The organism is Nibrella viscosa, assembly GCF_039541875.1.
GTDB lineage: Bacteria > Bacteroidota > Bacteroidia > Cytophagales > Spirosomataceae > Nibrella > Nibrella viscosa.
Window position 1 is genome coordinate 83,703 of the sequence record NZ_BAABHB010000002.1, and the last position, 20,339, is coordinate 104,041.

10 protein-coding genes are annotated in these 20,339 nt (G+C 52.4%); 5 read left to right on the forward strand and 5 right to left on the reverse strand.

Features of this window, described 5'->3' with window-relative positions:
• Positions 1-36: 36 nt before the first annotated feature.
• The 5 genes from ABD931_RS05085 (at position 37) to ABD931_RS05105 (ending at position 8,507) form a co-directional block, all read left to right on the forward strand.
• A complete protein-coding gene (locus ABD931_RS05085; RefSeq protein ID WP_345264605.1) occupies positions 37-2,955 on the forward strand; it encodes an outer membrane beta-barrel protein in 2,919 nt (972 codons plus the stop codon).
• Positions 2,956-3,057: 102 nt separating this feature from the next.
• Positions 3,058-4,005, forward strand: coding sequence for a glycosyltransferase family 2 protein (locus ABD931_RS05090; RefSeq protein WP_345264608.1), 948 nt, complete (start codon positions 3,058-3,060; stop codon positions 4,003-4,005).
• Positions 4,006-4,058: 53 nt separating this feature from the next.
• On the forward strand, positions 4,059-4,904 hold the full coding sequence (locus tag ABD931_RS05095; protein ID WP_345264610.1) for a glycosyltransferase family 2 protein: 846 nt from the start codon (positions 4,059-4,061) through the stop codon (positions 4,902-4,904).
• A 74-nt stretch (positions 4,905-4,978) separates the two neighbouring features.
• Complete coding sequence (locus ABD931_RS05100; protein ID WP_345264612.1) at positions 4,979-6,628, forward strand: L,D-transpeptidase family protein; 1,650 nt, start codon at positions 4,979-4,981, stop codon at positions 6,626-6,628.
• 202 nt (positions 6,629-6,830) lie between these two features.
• Positions 6,831-8,507 carry a M4 family metallopeptidase gene (locus ABD931_RS05105; RefSeq protein WP_345264614.1) on the forward strand — a complete coding sequence of 559 codons (1,677 nt, stop codon included), beginning with the start codon at positions 6,831-6,833 and terminating at the stop codon, positions 8,505-8,507.
• An 83-nt stretch (positions 8,508-8,590) separates the two neighbouring features.
• Here ABD931_RS05105 and ABD931_RS05110 read toward each other — a convergent pair whose 3' ends face one another.
• The 5 genes from ABD931_RS05110 to pglX all read right to left on the reverse strand — a co-directional run bounded on the left by ABD931_RS05110 (position 8,591) and on the right by pglX (position 20,239).
• Entirely contained in the window at positions 8,591-9,439 is an 849-nt protein-coding gene (locus ABD931_RS05110; protein WP_345264616.1) for a hypothetical protein, read from the reverse strand.
• Positions 9,440-9,615: 176 nt separating this feature from the next.
• Positions 9,616-11,790 carry a hypothetical protein gene (locus ABD931_RS05115; protein ID WP_345264617.1) on the reverse strand — a complete coding sequence of 725 codons (2,175 nt, stop codon included), beginning with the start codon at positions 11,788-11,790 and terminating at the stop codon, positions 9,616-9,618.
• Between the two features lie 124 nt (positions 11,791-11,914).
• A complete protein-coding gene (gene brxL / locus ABD931_RS05120; RefSeq protein WP_345264619.1) occupies positions 11,915-13,954 on the reverse strand; it encodes a BREX system Lon protease-like protein BrxL in 2,040 nt (679 codons plus the stop codon).
• 2 nt (positions 13,955-13,956) lie between these two features.
• A complete protein-coding gene (gene pglZ, locus ABD931_RS05125; protein WP_345264621.1) occupies positions 13,957-16,518 on the reverse strand; it encodes a BREX-1 system phosphatase PglZ type A in 2,562 nt (853 codons plus the stop codon).
• A gap of 7 nt (positions 16,519-16,525) precedes the next feature.
• Positions 16,526-20,239: a BREX-1 system adenine-specific DNA-methyltransferase PglX gene (pglX, locus tag ABD931_RS05130; RefSeq protein ID WP_345264623.1), complete on the reverse strand. Its 3,714-nt coding sequence runs from the start codon at positions 20,237-20,239 to the stop codon at positions 16,526-16,528.
• Between the last annotated feature and the right edge of the window lie 100 nt (positions 20,240-20,339).

Below are 20,339 nucleotides of genomic sequence, written 5' to 3' on the forward strand. Positions count from 1 at the left end.
TCAACGTCTTTTCATTCAACTTTATCGTTTCTACTGATGTCTTTCCATACCCTGGTCCAACTATCCCGAATGTGTCATTGCCGGTTTATGCGGCTTACTGGCTGGCTGCTCGTTCTGGGTTTCTGCCAGACGGCGTTGCCCGCCCACGCGCAGAGCCTTCAATTGACCGGTAAAATCATGGATGCGAAACAGGAGCCGCTGATCGGGGTGCCCGTCATTCTGTCGGCCCGGCAGGATACCACCCAGAAAAAATACGCCATCACCGACACCAATGGGGTATTTATGCTGACGGGTCTCGCTCCCGGTGGCTACCGGCTGCGGGCTACCTACCTGGGCTTTCAGGAAGTGAACCGCCCGGTGCGGCTATCGCAGGATACCCAGAACCTGGGCACAGTGGTGATGCAGGAAGATGCCAAAACCCTGCAGGAGGTGAAGGTAGTAGGCCGCCAGGCGACCGCCCAGCAGAAAGGCGATACGCTCCAGTTCAACGCCAATGCCTTTAAGGTCAATCAGGACGCTACCACCGAAGACCTCGTCAAAAAAATGCCGGGCGTAACCGTGGAGAACGGAACCATAAAGGCCCAGGGGGAAGATGTGCAGCAGATACTGGTAGACGGCAAACCGTTCTTCGGTGACGATCCCTCGGCCGCGCTGCGCAACCTGCCGGCCGAAATCGTCGATAAAATCGAGGTATTCGACCGGCTCAGCGACCAGTCGCAGTTTACCGGTTTCAACGACGGCAATACCCAGAAAACCATCAATATCGTCACGCGGGGCGACCGGCAGCAGGGCACTTTTGGCCGGGTATACGGCGGCTACGGTACCGATGATGTATACTCCGGTGGTGGTAACGTCAACTTTTTCAAAGGTGCCCGGCGGCTATCCGTCGTGGGCCTGTCCAACAACATCAACCAGCAGAACTTTGCCAGCCAGGACCTTCTCGGCGTCAGTAGTGGCGGAGGGGGTGGTGGTTTCGGGGGCCGGGGCGGTGGTGGCCGCGGTGGTGCCGGTGGCGGAGGTGGTGGCGGCCGCGGTGGTGCCGGTGGCGGTGGTGGTGGTGGCGGAGGTAACTTCGGCGGAGGAGGTGGCGGAGCCGATAACTTCCTGGTCGGCCAGCAGAAAGGTATCAACAGCACCAATTCCTTCGGTATCAACTACTCCGACGACTGGGGCAAGAAAGTCACCTTCCGGGGCAGCTACTTCTTCAACAACAGCAACAACCGCAACACCCAGTCGGTGCTGCGGCAGTACTTCCTGGGCGAGAATACGACTCAGTTTTACGACGAAACGTCCAATACCAGCAGTAGCAATTTCAATCACCGGTTTGATGCCCGTATCGAGTATACCATCAACCAGAACAATTCGCTGCTGATTACGCCCCGGCTGCGGTGGCAGAGCAACCGCTCCAACAGCGATGTATTTGGCCTGACGTACCTGTCGGATACGCTGCGGCTGAACCAGACCAGCAATGATTATTTTGCCCGGAATACCGGCTATAATTTCACCAACAACATCCTGTTCCGGCACCGGTTTGCCAAGCGGGGCCGCACCCTGTCGGTCAATGTAGGCACCGACCTGTCGAACCGCGATAGCTACAGTACGCTGCTGTCGCTGAACCAGTATTTCACGCAAAACAACCGCATCGACCGGATTCAGCAGCAGACCACGGGCATCGCACCTACCTATCAGCTTTCGGCCAACGTTTCCTATAATGAACCGCTGACGAAGGTGAGTCAGTTACAACTGAATTATAACGTATCGTACCGTAACAGCGAATCGGAGCGCGAGACCTACCGCTACAACCCGATCCTGATGCAATACACCCAACTGGATTCGCTGCTGTCGAACAACTTTCTGAACGATTACGTGACCAACCAGGTTGGTGCGGGCTACAACTACCGGACACCTAAGCTCGGCTTTACGGCTAACGTGAATGTGCAGCGGGCCGACCTTATCAGCGAACAGACCTTTCCAAGGGTAAACAATGTACGGGCCGCGTTTACCAACGTGCTGCCGTTTATGACGCTGGACTACCGGCTCAGCCAGGATAGTCGCCTGCGCCTGTTCTACCGCACCAATACCCAGGCTCCCTCGGTGACGCAGTTGCAGAACGTGATCGACAACTCCAACCCCTTGTTCCTGACGGCCGGTAATCCGGACCTGAAACAGGCCTATAGCCACAACTTTACGGCCCGTTACTCGCTGACCAAGCCCACCCAGTCGCGTACGCTGTTTGTGCTGGTGGCCACCAGCATGACCAACAACTACATCGGCAACTCAACCCTTATTAGCGACGGCACGGCCCGACTGCCAAATGGTACACTAATCGGTCAGGGCGTGCAACTGTCGCGGCCGGTAAACCTGGACGGGCTGTGGAACATGCGCTCATTTGTGACGTACGGTATGCCGCTTGGTTTCATCAAGAGCAACCTGAGCGCCAACTTCGGCGTCAACTACAGCCGAACACCCGGTCTGATCAACAACCGCATCAACTACGCCAACAGCTCGCTGTTCTCGCAGGGGGCGGTGCTGAGCAGCAACATCAGCCAGAAACTGGACTTTACGCTCTCGTACACGTTCAACTACAACCAGATCAAAAACACCATACAGCCGCAGTTGGACAATAATTTTTATTTCGGCGTCGCTACGGCCAGGGTAAACTGGCTGTTCGGCAAAGGCTTTCTGCTCCAGTCTGATCTGAGTAACCAGCAGTATCAGGGGCTGACGGGTGGGTTCAACCAGAACTTTACGCTCTGGAATGCGTCCTTCGGCAAGAAATTCCTGAAAGACAACCGGGGTGAACTCAAGATCACCGGCTTCGACTTGCTGAAGCAGAACACCAGCATCAACCGCTCACTGACGGATACCTATGTAGAAGATACCCGCTCGCTGGTATTGCAGCGGTATTTCATGATGACGTTTACTTATACGCTGCGGCAGTTTAAAGTCGGATAAGGAGGGAGAGGTTGGACATTAGACGTTGGACCTCTGTCTAACATCTAACGTCTAACGTCCAATGTCTAACAAAGGGTATCTTTGTGCATCATATCCAGATGTATGAAGCTGTCCGTTATTCTGATCAACTACAATTCCAGCGCCTTTACGCTCCGGTGCGTAGCTTCCATCCGGGGGCAGACCCGGCTATCGGACTACGAGTTGATCATTGTCGATAATAATTCGCAGCCGGACGATTTTGCCCGGCTGCAGCCATTAGCCAGTGATCCGGTGGTGAAGCTGATACACAGCCGGCTGAACCTGGGCTTTGCCGGCGGTAATATGCTGGGGGTTCAGGCTGCCAGTCCGAATTCGGCGTATCACTTTTTTCTGAACAACGACTGCCTGCTGCTGACCGACGTGGGTAGCCGGTTGTACGAGTATATGGAGCAGCACCCCAACGTGGGCGTTTGTGTGCCCCAGATGTACAATGAAGCCGGGGAGCGGCAGCACTCGTTCAGCTATTTTCCGACGCTAGGCGTAAAGCTGCTGGGTCACGGTATCATGCGGGTGTTTCGGCCAGCGGCATACCCTCCGCTGAAAACGGCTTATGAAGCGCCGGTGCAGGTGCCGGTGGTATCGGGCAGCGCCATGTTTGTGCGGGCGTCGGCGTTTGCGGAGGTCGGTGGTCTGGATACGGTATATTTTCTGTACTGCGAGGAAGAAGACTTGTGTAAACGGCTAGCCCAGAAGGGTTATTCGGCGGTGCTGGTACCCGATGCCCGATACATGCATTACAGCGGAGGCAGTACCCGGCGGAATTTGAACATCGAGAAGGAGTATTACATCTCACTGTTTCATTATTACCGCAAATATCATGGCTGGCCGGCCCGGCAGTTGCTGCGGCTGTTCTTCTTTTTGAAGAATATTCGCAAGCTGAGCCGGGACGCCATGTACGGTCAACTAGCTTTTTTTATTCTGCGCGGCAGCCCGGTGGGCCATAGCCTGCGCTATAAACAAACCATAACCCGGCACCCGGACGAACTCTCCCCGTCGGTGGTTTCCCCCTGATAAACAGGATGATGGAGGCCGGGTCGTCTTTACGTTAGCGAAAACCCTGCTTCATGAACAAGCCCGCCGTCCTTCCGCTGTCCGTCATTGTCATCGCGCGGAATGCCGCCCGCACCTTAGCCCGTGCGCTGGCCTCGGTACACGGCTGGGTCGACGAAATCATCCTGGTCGATTCGGGCAGCACGGATACCACGCTGACGATTGCCCGCCAGTATGGCTGCCGTATCACGTTTCGCCGGTTCGATGGGTTTGGGCCGCAAAAAAACCACGCCTTACGGCTCGCCCGCAACCCCTGGGTGCTGGTGCTGGATGCCGACGAGGAAGTTTCCGGAGCGCTGGCCGATGAACTGCAGCAGGGCTTTCGCACCTGGCGCCACCACTACCAGGGCTTTACGGTACCGCGTAACCAGTTTTTTTTGGGCCGGCCGCTCCGGTACGGCGGTCAGTACCGGCAGCCGGTGCTGCGAATCTTTAACCGGCAGCACGGCGGCATTACGCCCTGGCTGGTCAACGAAGAAGTCATCGTCGGCGGTAAGCTGCTGCCGCTGCAATCGCCATTGCTCCACTACAATAGCGCAACGGTAGGGGAGTGTCTGGACCAACTCAACACCCGCATCACCTACAGCGCTCAGGAACGGATACGGGTCCGGAAAAAGGTAAGCCTGCCCGGTCAGGTTGTTTGTTTCCTAGCCATATTCTTCCGTTTGTTCGTCCTTCAGCGCGGCTACAAAGACGGCCTGAACGGCCTGATCTGGGCTCTCCTTTCGGCGCTGGAGCCCATTCTGGAACACCAGAAATACCGGGAATTGGTAGCCGATAGCAATGCCCCCCGCCAGTATACCTTCACGCTCTCAAAACCGCTTCCCCGTAGAATCTGGAACCGGCGGTACCGAAACTAGGAAACCTTCGGCTCTGTGCGGTGGTTCATAAATAAACGGTCATTGGTGGTTGGCCAATGGAAACAGATGAACCTATGCGAGTTATAAAAAAACAGTGGCTCCTGTTCATGACGGTCGGTTTGCTGGCCTGCGGGAATGAAAGGGGCCAGCGATTTGATTTTAGCGGTACCGTGGCAACTGGGAGCGGGGACGATGCCGGCCAGTATATTAAAGCCTGGATTAGCGAGACGGACGTTAAAAAGGACTTTCCTAAAATTAACGAGAAGAAGGTAGCGCCGGATCTTTTCGCTTTTTACAGCAACCGGGAGTTTAGTCCGGCCTGGAACACCAATACCGCCCAGGAATTGCTAAATCTGCTGCAACATCTAGACCGGGAAGGGCTTAATCCGGAGGCCTATCCGATTCAGGAATTACGCAGTTTGCTGGATACGGCCCGGACGGATCGGGCCTCCGCCGAGTCGGTGGCCCGGCTGGACGTGTGGCTGTCGGCCTCGTATCTGAAACTGGCCGATATGATTGCCACCGGTAAAGTAAACCCGGATAAGTTCGGCAAGTCGTGGCATATAAAACCACAAGCTCCCGATACCCTCTACACCCATCTTCAGAAGGCCGTCAATGGCCGGATCGATGCTTCGCTGGATTACTTCCGGCCGCGCTTTGCTCAGTACAATAAGCTGCGGCAACACCTGCAAACCTACCAGAAAATCCTGGACGAAGGCGGCTGGCCCACCATCGAAAAAGGGGATAAACTAAAACCAGGGGATGCCGATTCCCGGCTGGCGACAATTCGGAAACGGCTTTACCTGACGGGCGATCTGGCAACTCCTCCGGATCAGTGGCAGCAGCCCACGCTGTTCGATTCGTTGCTGGTTAAGGCGGTGAACCGCTATCAGGCCCGGAACGGCCTGGCGGTGGAAGCGGCTATTACCGACAACCTGGTGGCGGTGATGAACGTACCCGTAGAAACCCGGCTGAAGCAGATCATGCTGAACCTGGACCGAATTCGCTGGTTTGCTTCCGGCGATATGCCCGATACCTACGTGCTGGTGAACATACCGGAGTACCGGCTACGGGTGTACGAGGGAGGTAAGGCCATTAAGCAAATGAAAGTAGTGGTGGGTAAGGAGATGAATGCGACCCCCATCTTCAGCGATATGATCGAGTACGCGGAGTTTTCGCCGTACTGGAACGTACCGACCAGCATTGCTACCAAAGAGTTATGGCCAAAAATCAAAGCCAGCACCGGCTACCAGCGTCGTCATCACTACGAAATTCTGGATGGCTGGGGGAACAATGCCAGGGTGGTCAGTCGGAGCCGGGTCAACTGGAACAACCTGAGCAGTTACCGCATTCGCCAGAAGCCGGGGCCCTGGAATGCGCTGGGCAAAGTAAAGTTTATGTTTCCCAATGAGTATGCCATTTACCTGCACGATACGCCCGCCGACCACCTGTTCGACGAGCGCGAGCGGGCTTTCAGCCACGGCTGTATTCGGGTAGAGGACCCCGCCTGGATGGCCGACTGGCTGTTTCCGCAGTTTACCCGGCAGCAGGTAACCGAGAAGATGAACAACAACAGGCACGAGGTCGTACGGCTGGATAAGAAAATACCCGTATACATCTTCTACCTCACCACTTTTGAGGACGAAGAAGGCCGGCTCAACTTCCGAGAAGACCTTTACGAACTGGATAAACAACTCACCTCGGAGTTTGACAGTATGATTTAGGGGATAAGCAAAGAGACAATGGCGCTTGTCTGGTAACAATTCAGGATTGTGAGGTTTATACCTAAAAGGTACGGGAAATAACCCGTTGATATTTATTTCTTTACCTTCTTATTTTATCGGGCTCAATGTAATAGTCTGCCAATGGCAGACTATTACATTGAGCCCGATAAATTTATAAATAAACCCTCTTTTCTAAAAAACTATGGCAAACCGGAACGGCCTTCAGACCTTTGACTTACATTCAGAAAATCAATCTGATCAGGATGCAGTCCGAACACTGAATGAAGAACGTGGAAACGTCCGTGGTATGGCTGCCCCAAGCTTCACCGACCTGGCGAACCTGGACCCGGAAACGGCGGCTCGTCAACACCTGCAGTTAGCCTTAGCGAGTCAGTCGCTGCCTCAATTTTTGGCACCCAACGTTAAGGGTATACCCTCGGAGTTTCGGATTTTGAGTACAGAGACGCAGCCTTTGACGGATACCCGAACCGTTAAGTTCCGACAAACATTTAATAAAATACCGGTTTATGGTTCTTTGGTGACGGTGGAGCTTGACAATCGGAATGAGTTAGTAGCGGTTAACTCCGCGCTGGCTCAACCATCAGATGTGCAGGCTGTTGCCCAATTATCACCGGCACAAGCAGTGGATATTGTCCAGAAGTTAGCAGGTTACGGCGATCAGCCGTTTGAGTCGGTACCTCGGCTGTGTTACTACTTTGATGAAAAGTCGGAAACATGGCGATTGGTGTATCTTTTGGAGGATGTCTGGCAGTTTAAACAGGAGGAGCATCAAAATCATGAGGAACACGGTCATGCTTCTCTTCTGATGGACTATTTCATTGATGCAGAGACAGGAGAACCGCTGGCCATCAGACCACGAACACCCAGTATGGCGGCTTTCCAGGATACCGGCATTGATGAACTAGGTCTAGCACGGCCCATACTCTGTATGGAAGATGTTCCGGGGAGCGGGCAATTCCGCTTGTTCGACAGCCAGTTCAACGTTCATACGTTTGATTTTGGTTTTCAGGATATATTCTCAGGAAACCTGCCCGGCAATATTTTTTTAAATCCACCTATTTGGAATGCATCGGCCGTTAGTGCTCATGCTAATGCAGTAGTCGTCGCCAGCTATCTGCAACAGGTTCTCAGACGCAACGGTTTCGATAATTTAGGAAGTCCGTTGGTATCGAGTGTCAATTGCATTGATAGACGGCAGAGCCCCGATGGCCGGCAATGGCAGAATGCAGCCTGGATTCCGCTCAGGAAACAAATGGTATACGGACAACGGCTTTTGGGTGGGCGGTTTAGATCCTTTGCTGCCGGACTTGATGTTGTAGCCCATGAAATATTCCACGGCGTAACCGATAAAACAGCCCGATTGGAGTATGCCTTTGAAACCGGTGCCCTCAATGAGTCATACTCTGATATTTTCGGTATTCTCGTTTCCAACCGGGACGAACCTAATATCGCCAACTGGAACTGGGAAATGGGTGAGGATGTGGACGGTTCGGGAGTACCGATTCGCAATTTTCGGAATCCAGCTGCACGCAATCAGCCGATGCATATGGATAACTTCCTTCGTACCACCAGAGATCATGGGGGTGTTCATACGAATAGTGGGATTCATAATTTTGCTGCCTTCCAGATTATGACCGCCCGGAATCAACAGGGCACTTTTCTGTTTAGCCCCGACACGCTGGGTGCTCTTTTCTATTTAGCGCTAACGCAGTATTTGTCCCGTACGTCGCTATTCTCGGACAGTCTTCGGGCGCTTGTCCTGGTTGCCCGCACTTTGTTCCGGCATGAACTAACTGCGTCGGCTAATGTCAAAATCCGGGCTATTGTTGATGCGTTTGATGCAGTGGGGGTTCGGTAAAAAAGCATATATTACCCGAATAGAATAAGCCCACAGTAATGTCGAACCATTACTGTGGGCTTTGAGTGTACAAAGCGTATAGCTTAATTTACTTTAAAACGTTGAACATCGGCCGAAGGCCTGACAACTGGAGATACATAGTTTACAGTAACATTGCCAGGTAGTGTAACTACAGCGCCCAAATAGTAATTGGTACCGGTAAGACCTGTAAAAGAAACTACTCCGCTGGCACCCACTTCTTTCTGATCAACATATCCACTTGGTGCCGGCGGAGTTAACATGACAGAACTTGCCTGAACGTTGCTGGTAAATAGATAAGCTTGAACCTTTGCAAGTGGTTCAAGACTACCACTACCGTCCTGATAAAGAAAGGTTGCCTTTATAGCCGGATAGCTGACCTGAAGTTCAAAAGGCGTTATGTCGTTAGGACTCATAGCGGCAGAGAGAGTAGAGATAGAGTAATTTTCTTCCGCAATGGCTACGCCATCGGCTGTGAGTAGTTTAGCGCGGACATAATATGTACCCGGTTCAAGATCAGAAAAGAAAGCAATTCCCCGCTCGTTAGTAGTTCGGCGTTGAATGACACCCTGCGGCTCCGATTCTCGGTAAGTCTTTGCATGATTTTCATTTAGAAAGAGTAATACTTCTGCTTTTGCAACAGGCTCGCGTTGGTTGATTCTGTCTATAATCTTTACCTTAATAACATTTTTCTTGTAAACAGGACTTAAAATCAGCTCAATTTCATTGGTTGCAGAATTCTTGGGTAAGGCATCTATTTGATAGCTATTTTGGTACGTTTGTCCATTCTTATCTATATATCGAGCAATCAAAAATACAGTTTCAGTTTTACTTGGCGCGAATGAAAAGGTAAAATTTCCATCTTTGTCAGTTGTATCCGCTTTGTACAGGTATGGTTCAGCTTTTTCATTCATAGCCAGGTAGATAACAGCGTCGGGAGCGGGCATAGAGACTGTCTCAGCGTAATCGTCTTTTAGCAGAACCTTTCCTTTAAATTCATTGCGATTATAAAAGAACCCTGGTTCCGTTTTGCAGGCACTAAACAGAATTAGTATATATAGAAATAGTATAGTCGCTCTCATTCTCTTTCTTATCTAAAAATATTTACAATTTGAGGTACAATAGTTGGATCCAGACTTAGGCCTATATACCAGTTGTATACGGGGCGCTCGTATTCATTTTTCACCTTTCCATTTTCCAGCTCATACCGCTTTTGGAAGAGAAGATTAGCACCCGTCTGTACGCTAAACCCTGGCACAATATCAAACCCAAGGCCACCTACGTAGTTCTTTAAGAATTTATGCCGCATCCCCAACCCAAGAAAGCCAAACAAGCGGCTCGTTACAAACTGATTACCCCGTAGATTGTTCCAGTACGTGTTTTTGAAAGTTTTCATGTCCCGGCTGATGTTGGTACCCCACGGGTAAATCTTGACACCGGCGATCACCTCAAAGTTGTCCACTTTAGCACTCGTGCTGAACTGACCGGTTTTTTCATCAAATACCGATGCGTCCCGGGAGTTTGGGATGTATACGGCACCCAATGCCGGCCAGAAGTAGGTACGGGCATATTTGGTATACGTTTGTGTAATAACCGGTGCACCAGTTTTACCCTTTACGGCAAGCTTATAGGTAACCGATCGGTTGCCTTCTTTATGTAATGTTTCTTCTACATTGTGCACTTCCGTATGCAACGGCATTTTCTTGTTCTCTTCGCCTTTTAGCTGAAAAATTTGGGCTGGAATTGGCGTCTGATCCATGAGCCATTTTAATTCTGAATAGGTATCCTCAAATTCTTTAATTAAATTGTTATAAGCTATCTGATCTAGGGTAACAAGTTCAGTTAAATTGTCTGCTGAAACTCCTATGCTCCCTGCGAGTGAATGAATACCACCAGATGGAAAAGTTATGCTACCTGGATTTAACACAGGAAACCATTTGCCAAATAAGGTTGTCATAGCATCAACTCCGTTTAGGCTTTGTAAAAGTGCTTTCTCAAAAGGATCTAAAGCTTCAGCAAGTTTAGTTCTTGGAATAATTGTAGAGTCTTTGGCGTTCAAATCTAGTACTACTGAGTCAGGCACATTGTATACAAGTGCAATTATTTGGTCACGGTCTGCAATTTGAGATGGTAAGGTATTGTCGATATTTAGTGATTTGTATTTTTGCCCACCATCATAATGGTGCATCCAGCGAATAGTTTCCTTGTCAGATATGTATAAGGTACTTTCATTTAGTGGCTGACTGGTAAATTTTAGAGTCGCAAGCCATTTATCATACAAGGATTTTTCGAGCTGAAGGTTTTTCTTTAGGTTTTCCAACTCAGCTACCCCATTCATCAGTGCTGTGTGCTCTTTTTTTACTTCATTAAAAGATTTAAATCCATTTGGTATACCAGAACTTAAACTATTTGTCAGGTATGAATCAAATAGTTTTAAGCGTTCCTTAGCGAGCACCAATAGCTCTTCTGTTTTTAATAGTAACTTCTGAGGATCTCTAAAGAAAGGGTTGATTTTAGGGACTGCTTTTGTATACCAATACCATTGATTCATCCATTTCATATTGGGTAAGGCTACCCGCTTAAAAAGGCTATGAATATGCTCTCGGTAAGGATCTACCCTTATTAGCTCTTGGAGTATTTCCTGGTTAAATTGTGGCGTGCTGCTTACTAACTTCTCCCGCTGGAGAAGGTCATGTATTCTTAAAGCGGAGGGTAATACCTTTTCCCGGAGTGTGTCAAGAAAGGGGATGTAAATTTCCCAAGAAGAATCATAAAGGTTACTGGTGTTTTTTATATGCTCTAAGAGTACTTTATTTTGCTCAAACCTTTTTATTAAAGATATTTTTACGTCTGTTGTTGCTGGTGGTAGCCAAAACTCGTTTAAAGGATAACTTATACCGTTGAACTCTGCATCTATATTGTTAATTACATTATACTTTTGAATCATCTGCTCACCTATATCGCTTGAAGAGCGAAAGTCACTATAGGTGATATACCAATAGAACGGACTTTTCCGATCAAAGTAGAATGAAAGAAGGTCGTCTTTAAATTTATTTATTTTGTCAGAAGGGTTTAATGGTGTTTGATTTGGTAAGTTAATAATAAGTTTATCCAGCTTCTTTAGTACAGTCGGCATTTTTTGATTTCCCTCCAGACTCCCATTCTCTTTGAATGAAAGATGGTATTCTTTGGTTTTGTAGGTGCGTTGGGCAAAAACCGGAAGGATAAATAGCAATACTAAAGCGCATACGTAGTATTTTTTCATAGACATATAGTTATAAGATAGAAGATTCAGGTTAAAGGTACATAGCTGTACCTCAGGACACAAGGGGATATTCCCCCTTTTCGGCGGGAAAATATCCCCTTGCGCAACCTATTTGTCTGTTTTGCTACAGCCGCCCGTAACTGATCTCAAACTTCTTGCGGCATTTTCGCTTTTCGGGCAGGACGTTGGCGACGTCGTAGAGGTCGGGCTTTTGGTAGATGTCGAGGCCCATGCCGAGCCTTATCTTCCAGCCGTTGCTGGTGTAAATGAACCGGTCGTGGATGGATGCGTCGAATTGTACAGTTAACCGGATGCCAAGCTCGGCGACGGACTCGGTAATCTGGTCAAAAATGGCCTGGGTCTTCTCTAATTCTTTTTGCGGGTCTTTCTCCTTGTCGGTATCTATCCAGGTTTGCACCTCCAGCTCAATTTCCTGCTCCAGCGGCTTTAGCTCGTGCAGCAGTACGCAGAATTCCATCAGTTGCCGGAACTGGTGATGTGAGCGGATGTACGGGTCAATCAGCGTGATTTGGGTGGCACCCCGCAGGTAATCGCCGAACAGCTTCCGGTACGATACGCCGGTCTGGTTTTCCTTAAATTCGCGGTCGCCGATGAACAAAGTGGGTTTCGCCGGCTCTGCCCCAGCGATAGCTCCCGATTCTGAACCGCTCTCACCCGCACCGCCTTCGGGCGTGGACCCGTTGAGGTTTAGCTTTTCGAGGGTCTCGACGTCTTTTTCCTGCCCCGTTGGTTTGAAGATGTACCGGAACTGGGCCGGTTGCTGGGCAAAGGTTTCGTCGATGCGGTAGAGTTGCTCTTTTACCCGCCGACGCCCTTCTACGGCAAACTCAATCAGCTCTTCGGCTTCTTCGGGCGTGAACTGCCGGTGCGGGTAGAGTAGCTTGGCTAAACCGGAAAAGGTTTTGCGGATGGCCAGTTTGTCGCGCTGCGTCAGGGTGGCATCCAGGTCGGCGTAGGGGGTGAGCAGTTCGGAGTAGTCGAACCGGCGGAGTTCGCGGAGAATTTCGGCCAGGTAGTCGACAATGAAGCCGTGGCCCCGGCTGAATACGTTTTCTTTCAGAATGCGTACCTCCCAGCCTGGTATGTACAGGTGCATCCGGTCCAGAAAGGCCCCTTTCAGATACGTCTGCGGAATGGACTCAAACAGGTGGCTGTTCTTGAGCATGTACGGCACCGTATGCTTGGTATTGCCCACAAACGCCATCGAGGCCGTGGCCATGATGGTTTCGTTGCCCCGGTTGAAAGACTGGTTCGCCATGTAGTTCTGGAGAATCTTCACAAGGTCGGCGTCAGTGGTCCGGCTGTTCTTTTCCTGCTCAAATTCATCCAGGGCCACTACGTCCCAGAATCCCAGCAGGCCTAACTGTTTGGTGCTGTTGTTAACAAAGAGGGTCGCTTTGGAAACGTCTCCGCCTGACACCAGCACCCCATGCGGGGACAGCTCCGAGAATACATGCGATTTGCCGGTACCTTTCGGCCCCAGTTCGATAAAGTTGTAGTTGTTTTCGACAAACGGAATCAGCCGCGACAGTTGAATCAGCTTATCCCGGCGGCTGAAGTGCGACGGCTCGTAGCCCACGCTGTGCATCAGCAAATCCAGCCACTCTTCGGTAGAGAAATAGGCTCGCGCATTGATGTACTCTTCCAAATCAATCCCTGACACCTGAATGGGCTTGACCGTCTCGATACCCCAGCGCACTTTGGCGTCGCGGGCGTGGTCGTAGGTCAGGTCGATGATGCACCAGACGCCGGCTCCGCTCAGCAGCTTTCTGTGCTGCGTGACAATCCGGTCGGCGATGGGAACATCGCGAATCATGAGGTTCGCAAAATCGGCTTCGTACTGGTTCTGCTTGTCGTTGAGCAGGACGCTGATTTTGTCGATAATCCGGTGCTGCCCCCGTTCGCGCACCAGCGATTTGACGTACTCGGCATCGCTGCGGTGGACAAAATTGGATTTCAGAATGTCGCGGATGCGCTCGATGCCTTCGGCAACGGTGGCGTCATCGTCGGAGGCACAGTACTGGCCCAGCAGGTATTCCAGCACATAGGTAGGCACTACGGCGCTACCTTTCACCTGCGCGGTGAGGTCTTTGCGGACGACTTTGCCGCCAAAAAATGTCTTGACTTTGTTGCTATAGTCCATCGTTAAAAGTCGCGCTCGATGATGGTTTTGTTTTGAACCGGACGTTCAAGGAGCGGGTTTAGCTCGTCGGCAACGTCGGTAATACGCAGGGTGTACTGCCGCTGCGGGGGCAGGTTACCCGTCAGGTGCAGGGTACACTCCCGAATGCGGCCGGATGGGTTTTCAGCCACGGAGTCAAACAGCAGTTCGACCCGGTTACTGGCTAGCTCGTTACCGACATACAGACCCACGGCTACGGTTTTGGCACGCTCGTTGGCGCTGACCCGTTGCTCCTGCAACAGCAGTACCTTAACCTGGTTGGCTAAGATAGCCAAATCGTCGCGCACCAGCCGAACCGATACTTTCTGACCGATGCCTTCCCCGCGTTTCCGGCTGGTTTCGAGCAGCGGCACGAGTACCTCCTGCAAACTGCCGCCCCCGTGTACGTACCGCATACCGCTGCCCTGCCGGCGGTAGCGGTTTACCCCCTCCGGCGTGTACACTTGCGCCGTAACACCCGCCAGGGCCGTTGTACTGGCCATCGGGAAGGTATGGCCTACCGTCAGCGGCTTACTATCGTCGGCAATGACGTAGCGGTTGTGTTCCTGCCGGGCTGCTACATCGGGCGACTTTTCCAGGGCGGGCTCGTCGGGGCTGAGGTGCTGGTACACAAAGCCGTGGTCGGCGGTGAGCAGCACTTTGGCGACATTGTACTGGCTGTGAAGCTGCTTGATGAGCCGTTTAAGGTCGTTCAGGCTTTCGCGGACGGCCTTGAAGGTGTCACCCTCCGAATCGCGCTTGTCGCCGGTGTAGTCAATGAGGTTGTGGTAGACGTACACGACTTCTTCCCGGAATAACTCGCGGATGTCTTCCCGGCGCATCCCCTCCAACTGCCGGAAGTCGACGGCCCGGCTGCGGGGATTGGCGGCTTTGAGAATAGCCTCCCGAGCGTCCAGCCCTTCGGTGCGCTGGCCGCTGATGCTGACGTACTGACCGTCGAATTGCAAGCCGTTGTGGGGCAGCAGGTTGGCCATGCCCAGCCGGGTGGTCGAGGGAATGCCCGTCAGCATCAGCCCCAGCGATGCCTGGGTTTTGGTATCCTGGTTCAGCTCATCGAGCAGTTCGCGGGCTATTTCGTATCGCAGACCATCGGCGATAATCACGGCTACCTTCTGGTTGGCATCGCGGATGTGCCGGCGGTAAAACTCATACTGCTTGGGTACGTTCAGGCTGCGCAGGTCATACCGGCGTTCGCGCAGACAGGCCAACCACTCGCGGTTGAGTTCGAGCAGAAAGCGGTCGTAGCGGTCATGGCCCTGTTTCTCAAAGGGTTCGAGCCATTCGGCTACGTTATCGGCTCCTTCGGCGTCGGACGAGGCCTGGGCGTACCAGTCGCGCCGGGTTTGTACGAACCAGCGGTAAAGGGTGTCGATGCGGCTGAACGTGCGTTCGTACTGGCGGATATAGTCTTCGGGGGTATCGAGCCGGTAGCTGGGTATGTTGCCGATGCCGGTCAGCAATTGAATGCCGAACTGCACGGTTTGCAGCAGGAGCCGTTGCGTATGCCCAGCCGATACGGTAGCCAGCAGCTTATCCAGCGTTTGCAGCGACTTATCGGGCTGGTAGCTGTAATCGGTCAGCACCTGTTGCAGCACCCGTTCGCGGAGCTGAGGTGTGTAGTATCCATAGGAGGCATCGGTACCGTAGCGGGTTACCAGGTTGTCTTCCCGTACCGCGTCTCCAAGCTCGGTCAACAGCGTCTCCAAAGCCTCTGTGCCCATTTTATCCTGCAGGATGTGCATCCGGCTGAGGGCGTCGCTGCGGTGTACGCGCAGGGTTGGGTAGGGCTCGTTTTCGGTGGGCAGGGGCTGTACCATCAGGTTGTATTTGAGCCGCAGCACAAGCTGCTGCACCAGCCCGCCGGTAATCGGTTCGGTCAGCGGACCGTCGAAAAAAACATCGGCCAGCCGCCGGCGCAGGTACTCGTCCAGTCCCAGTTGCCGGAGCCGGGTGAGGTATTTTTCCTGGTCGTCGGCGTGCCGTCGGTCGGTCAGGAGCCGTGCCAGCAGCGTATTGTTATCGGGCCATTGCTTAAAACCCATCAGACGGGCCACCAGCCCATGCTGAACGGCCGTTTCGTCGAAGGCATCGGGCTTTAAGACATTTTGCAGCAGCGATTGCGTATCCCGGCGCAGCAGTTCGTCGCGGTAGCGTTCCACCAGTTCGCGCTGGTGGCTTTGCAGGGTATAGGTGGCCATAAACTCGGCTACTTTATCGAGCCGGAGTTCGTCGTTGGCGACCAGCAGGTCGAGCAGGGCAAAGGCGGCTTTGTCGGCGTCGGTGCGCGGTGTTTCCAGGCCGGGGCAATACACCAGCACGGGCGGGGCAGCGGCCGGCCGACTTTCCAGCGCCACTTTCAGGCCAAAGTAGGGCCGTAGCGGTCCCAGCGTCAGCACCTCAAAGGCATCGCTTTGCAGGGCGGTTACCTCATCGGTACTGCTGCGCTGCGGGTCAAAGAAAAACAGCACCCGGTGGTGAGGCCGCTGCCGGAAATGATGCTCTATTTTCTGGCGTAAATCGCTCATGGAAAATTTATTTTACCACTGCCAACACATTCCCCAACTCGGCGTAGTTGCGGGTTACACCGGCGTCGAGGTCGGGGGTGAAACTGCGGTCGGCGGCATCTTTTAGCAACAGGTCGTACTGGCGGCATTCTTCGTACTGCCGGCGCAGGGTGTCCAGCCGGCGCAGGTCGGCGGTGGTCAGCCGGTCGGGGGCGGTTTCGAGAGTATCGATTTGCCGCTTGAGCCGGTCAATGAAGGGCAGTAGGTATTTATTGCGCAGCGTAGCCACGGTATAGGCGTTCATGCGGTGCAGGTAGACCAGCGCCCGGAACGCTCCTTTGGGGGAACTGAACAGCCAATAGATGGGCCGCTTCTGGTACCGGCGGCAATGGTCGGCCCAGAACTGTGTGGTCAGGTATTTGTCCAGCGACTGGCCGAGGGCGTCTTCCACAAAGCTCATGGTTTGGGTCAGGTTATCGGCTCCCCAGATGAGTTCGAGCACCTGCCGTACGCCCCTCACCGCATCATCGGCAAATCCGCCTTCTTCGCCGAGCAGCGGCAGGATGCCGTCAGGGTCAATGATGAAAGAGTGATATGGTGAAAGAGCGGCTGGCGTCCCAGCGGTTGGTGTTCCAATGCCTGGCGCTGCTGTGGTTGTTATGCTTACCGTTGACGTTTCAGTGGCTTGGCTGTTAGCTGCGAAAACGTCTGCGTGGGAATGGCTGGTGTTCCAGGTAACAGGGTAGCTGGCTAACTCTTCGGCGGTGGGGTTGGGGTGGGCGATGTGGAGACCGGGTTTGTCCAGGCGGTAGCGGCCCATGAGCAGGCCCACGGCATAGCTGATGAGCTGACGCACTACGGCATCGGGTTTGAGACTGGCCCGAACGGCGGCTTCGGCATCGGTGGCCCATTGGCCGTTGGCAACGGTGGCATCAAGCCGGTTTTTGTCGAGTTCTTCGGGTAGGAGCGTGATGTCGCGGGGAGATACATTGGGGGTGAGTTCGTCCTGTAGACCGTAGAGGTCAATGAAGATGCGGTTGAGTTCTTCTTCGTGGCGGTGGAGCTGCACAAACTGCCGGGCAACTTCATTGGCCCAGCTATCATACGCTTCCGGCAACTGTCCTTCGTCCAGCTTTCGCCAAACCGCTATTAACGGGTTTTCGGTAAAATCCCAACTTGTTTCGCGGCTGTCCCAATCGGTGCGGGCTATGGAGATGCAGTTTTTGGCCTTTTGAACTATTGTATTTTTTAGAGTTGTAGTATCAGACCAGAGCAAGTTACCAACATCACCAGGTTGAAAATTTAGCGTTGGTGATAAAAACTTGAAAAATGTAGCTGCAACTTTCGAGTTAAGGAAAGCACCTATACTATAAAATATTTGCTCGTTTGAGAAAATTGAACTTCCTCCACTATCAAATAAGGCACCTTCTGGTGAGTACCTACACGAGAAGTCAACAGTTGAAACAGTAGTCCAAGTAAATGAAGGATGAAATATTTTATCTAAATTCCGTAATGATGGCTTCTCTGTTTTTCGACTTAGCCTAGCTTTAATTGACTCTCCATTATTTTCCCAATTAACAATATTCTCTCTATTTCCAAACCATTTTCTTCTCTCACCGCCTTTGTTGTAGGGGAACCACTTGTAACCGTTTATTCTGTCCCAATTGAAATTTTTAAATAAGCAAAAATTGGAGTCTACTTCATACCAATATCTTACAAATAATTCATTTTTACCTGTATCAATCCCCTTACAAGGAGAGCTAACAGATTTCAAAAGGGGGCCTTTACCGTACGTATTTAACATTTTTGTGGATACCCAATAAGCAATTGGGGAGCTTGGTATATTGGGAAAGTAAGCCTGCTCTACAGATAGGAATTTATTTGTTCCAGATAGGAATGATTTTTCTTTTCCAGAATTATTACTTAATTCTGTTAATTTATAGTACGTACCTGAAGAAGTTGCAGAAGGAGCATTATTAAAAATTGTGAATGCAGTACTTTGAATTACTTTACTATTCAATTCTTCAAAAGTTCCAATACCCAAATGAAGCATACTCTCAATTACTTGGCTCTGTAAAACGTGCTCCCGTAGAACTTCATAACTGCTTAAAAACATCCACGAATGTTGGTTTATCATTCCCCAACGCCCACCATGTAAGCAGAGTCGTTCACTTATTTCCATAAATACAGCAAATAAGTCTGCTTTTGAGCGAGGAAAGTGTCGGTTAACGTACAGCTTTAACTCGTCATTCATATTGCCTTGTCCCAGATACGGCGGATTCGCCACAACGGCCGCATACCGGTCGGTGAGTGTCAGCAGCACGTGCAGGTAGTGGAGCAGCCGCTGGCGTTCGCCCGCGCTAAAGAGCGAAGTCGGGTTGGCAGTCTGGCCGGCATACTGGCGCGTGCGTTCGCTCAGAAAAGCGCGGCCGGCGGCTGAGAGGTCGGGGCGCATGACGGAGCCGAGGTTCTGGGCGTCCTGCATCAGCCGCAGGGCGTTGTGCAGTTCGGCAAAATACTCGCGGCCGTCGGGGCCGAGGAAATCGAGCAGGTCGGCATCGGTGGGCATCCACGGGTCGGGCATAGCCCATACGGCCGGAATAATGTCGGTGTCCCAGATGCCGGGGTGGTACTGGCCGGCTTTCAGCAGCAGCGCAAAGCGGCTCAGTTGGGCGGCCCGTTCGTCGAGGTCGAGGCCAGTGAGGTGGTGGCGCAGGATGCGTTCGGCGGCCTGCCGTTTGGTGTAGCCCTCTTCGCCGTAAATCAGCATGAGCAGGTCAAAGGCCGTTACCAGGATATGGCCGGAACCGCAGGCAGGGTCAATTAGGCGCAGCGCTTCTACCCCTTCTCCAAAAGCAGGGAAAACGTGATGGTCCTCTCCTCCTTTCACCAAATACTTCATTTGGTCGGCGAGGGGGGAATCGGGGTTTTGGTCGAGGTAAAGGCGGCCGAGCGTGTTTTCAACGAGGTAGGACACAATCCAGCGGGGGGTAAATATCTGGGTGGCGGCCGGGATGTCGTCGGGGCCGGCTTTCTGGCCTTTCTTGAAACCGGCAAATACCTCGTCTTTGCGTTCGGAGATATAAAACTGGTACAGCCAGCCAATGAGTTCAACCTGCCGGTAATCGTCGTCAGCGATGGCGTCGGTCTTGTTTAGGAAGCTCAGGAAACCGCCGTCGCTGAGGATGTTGGCCGGGAGCAGTAAGGCGGCCGCATCGTCCATCTGGTCAAAGAGCCGGTGCAGCACGCGGTGCTGGTCGCAGTACACGGTCAGCAGCCGGGCAAAGGCCTCGGCCTCGCGGGTATAGTCGGTGAGCAGGGGCCGCAGGTGGCGGTAAGCCGGCTCGGCGAGGTACGGGGGCCGGCTCCGGCGGGCCTCATCGAGCAGCACGGGCGTAGGGGTATCGGGCCGGGTAAAGGCCAGCACATCGGGCTGATAGCCGTTGCGGGCCAGAATTCGCAGGGCCATCAGGCGGTTAAACCAGGTATAGGCAACGGCCTCCTGCACGTGCGCAAAGCCGTGTTTGCGGACGGTTTCGGCCAGGGCTTTCCAGCGCCGTGGCACATCGGCCTCGTCAAACACCTGCCCCCGGAACAGATACCCTCCGTCGATGTTGTCGACCGTTTCAATGGGCTGGCGGCTGTCGGGCACAAATCCCCAGTAACGCAGGCGTTCGGCGACGCCCTGCATCAGCAGTCGGCGGGCTTGTTGAGCAAAGGGTTTCAGACGGCGGGTATCCATATTTTGTTCCTTGAAAATCGCGAATAACTATAATCATTGCTCAAGGAACAAATAAAAAATGGACTAACACTGGGCTTATTGGTGTACTACCCTGACAGGC

Excerpts from the sequence above, each read along its gene's own strand:
- ABD931_RS05090 (WP_345264608.1), top strand. The coding sequence starts at position 3,058 with ATGAAGCTGTCCGTTATTCTGATCAACTACAATTCCAGCGCCTTTACG.
- ABD931_RS05100 (WP_345264612.1), top strand. The coding sequence starts at position 4,979 with ATGCGAGTTATAAAAAAACAGTGGCTCCTGTTCATGACGGTCGGTTTG.
- brxL (WP_345264619.1), bottom strand. The coding sequence starts at position 13,954 with ATGGACTATAGCAACAAAGTCAAGACATTTTTTGGCGGCAAAGTCGTC.
- ABD931_RS05115 (WP_345264617.1), bottom strand. The coding sequence starts at position 11,790 with ATGAAAAAATACTACGTATGCGCTTTAGTATTGCTATTTATCCTTCCG.
- pglX (WP_345264623.1), bottom strand. The coding sequence starts at position 20,239 with ATGGATACCCGCCGTCTGAAACCCTTTGCTCAACAAGCCCGCCGACTG.
- pglZ (WP_345264621.1), bottom strand. The coding sequence starts at position 16,518 with ATGAGCGATTTACGCCAGAAAATAGAGCATCATTTCCGGCAGCGGCCT.
- ABD931_RS05085 (WP_345264605.1), top strand. The coding sequence starts at position 37 with ATGTCTTTCCATACCCTGGTCCAACTATCCCGAATGTGTCATTGCCGG.
- ABD931_RS05105 (WP_345264614.1), top strand. The coding sequence starts at position 6,831 with ATGGCAAACCGGAACGGCCTTCAGACCTTTGACTTACATTCAGAAAAT.
- ABD931_RS05095 (WP_345264610.1), top strand. The coding sequence starts at position 4,059 with ATGAACAAGCCCGCCGTCCTTCCGCTGTCCGTCATTGTCATCGCGCGG.
- ABD931_RS05110 (WP_345264616.1), bottom strand. The coding sequence starts at position 9,439 with ATGAATGAAAAAGCTGAACCATACCTGTACAAAGCGGATACAACTGAC.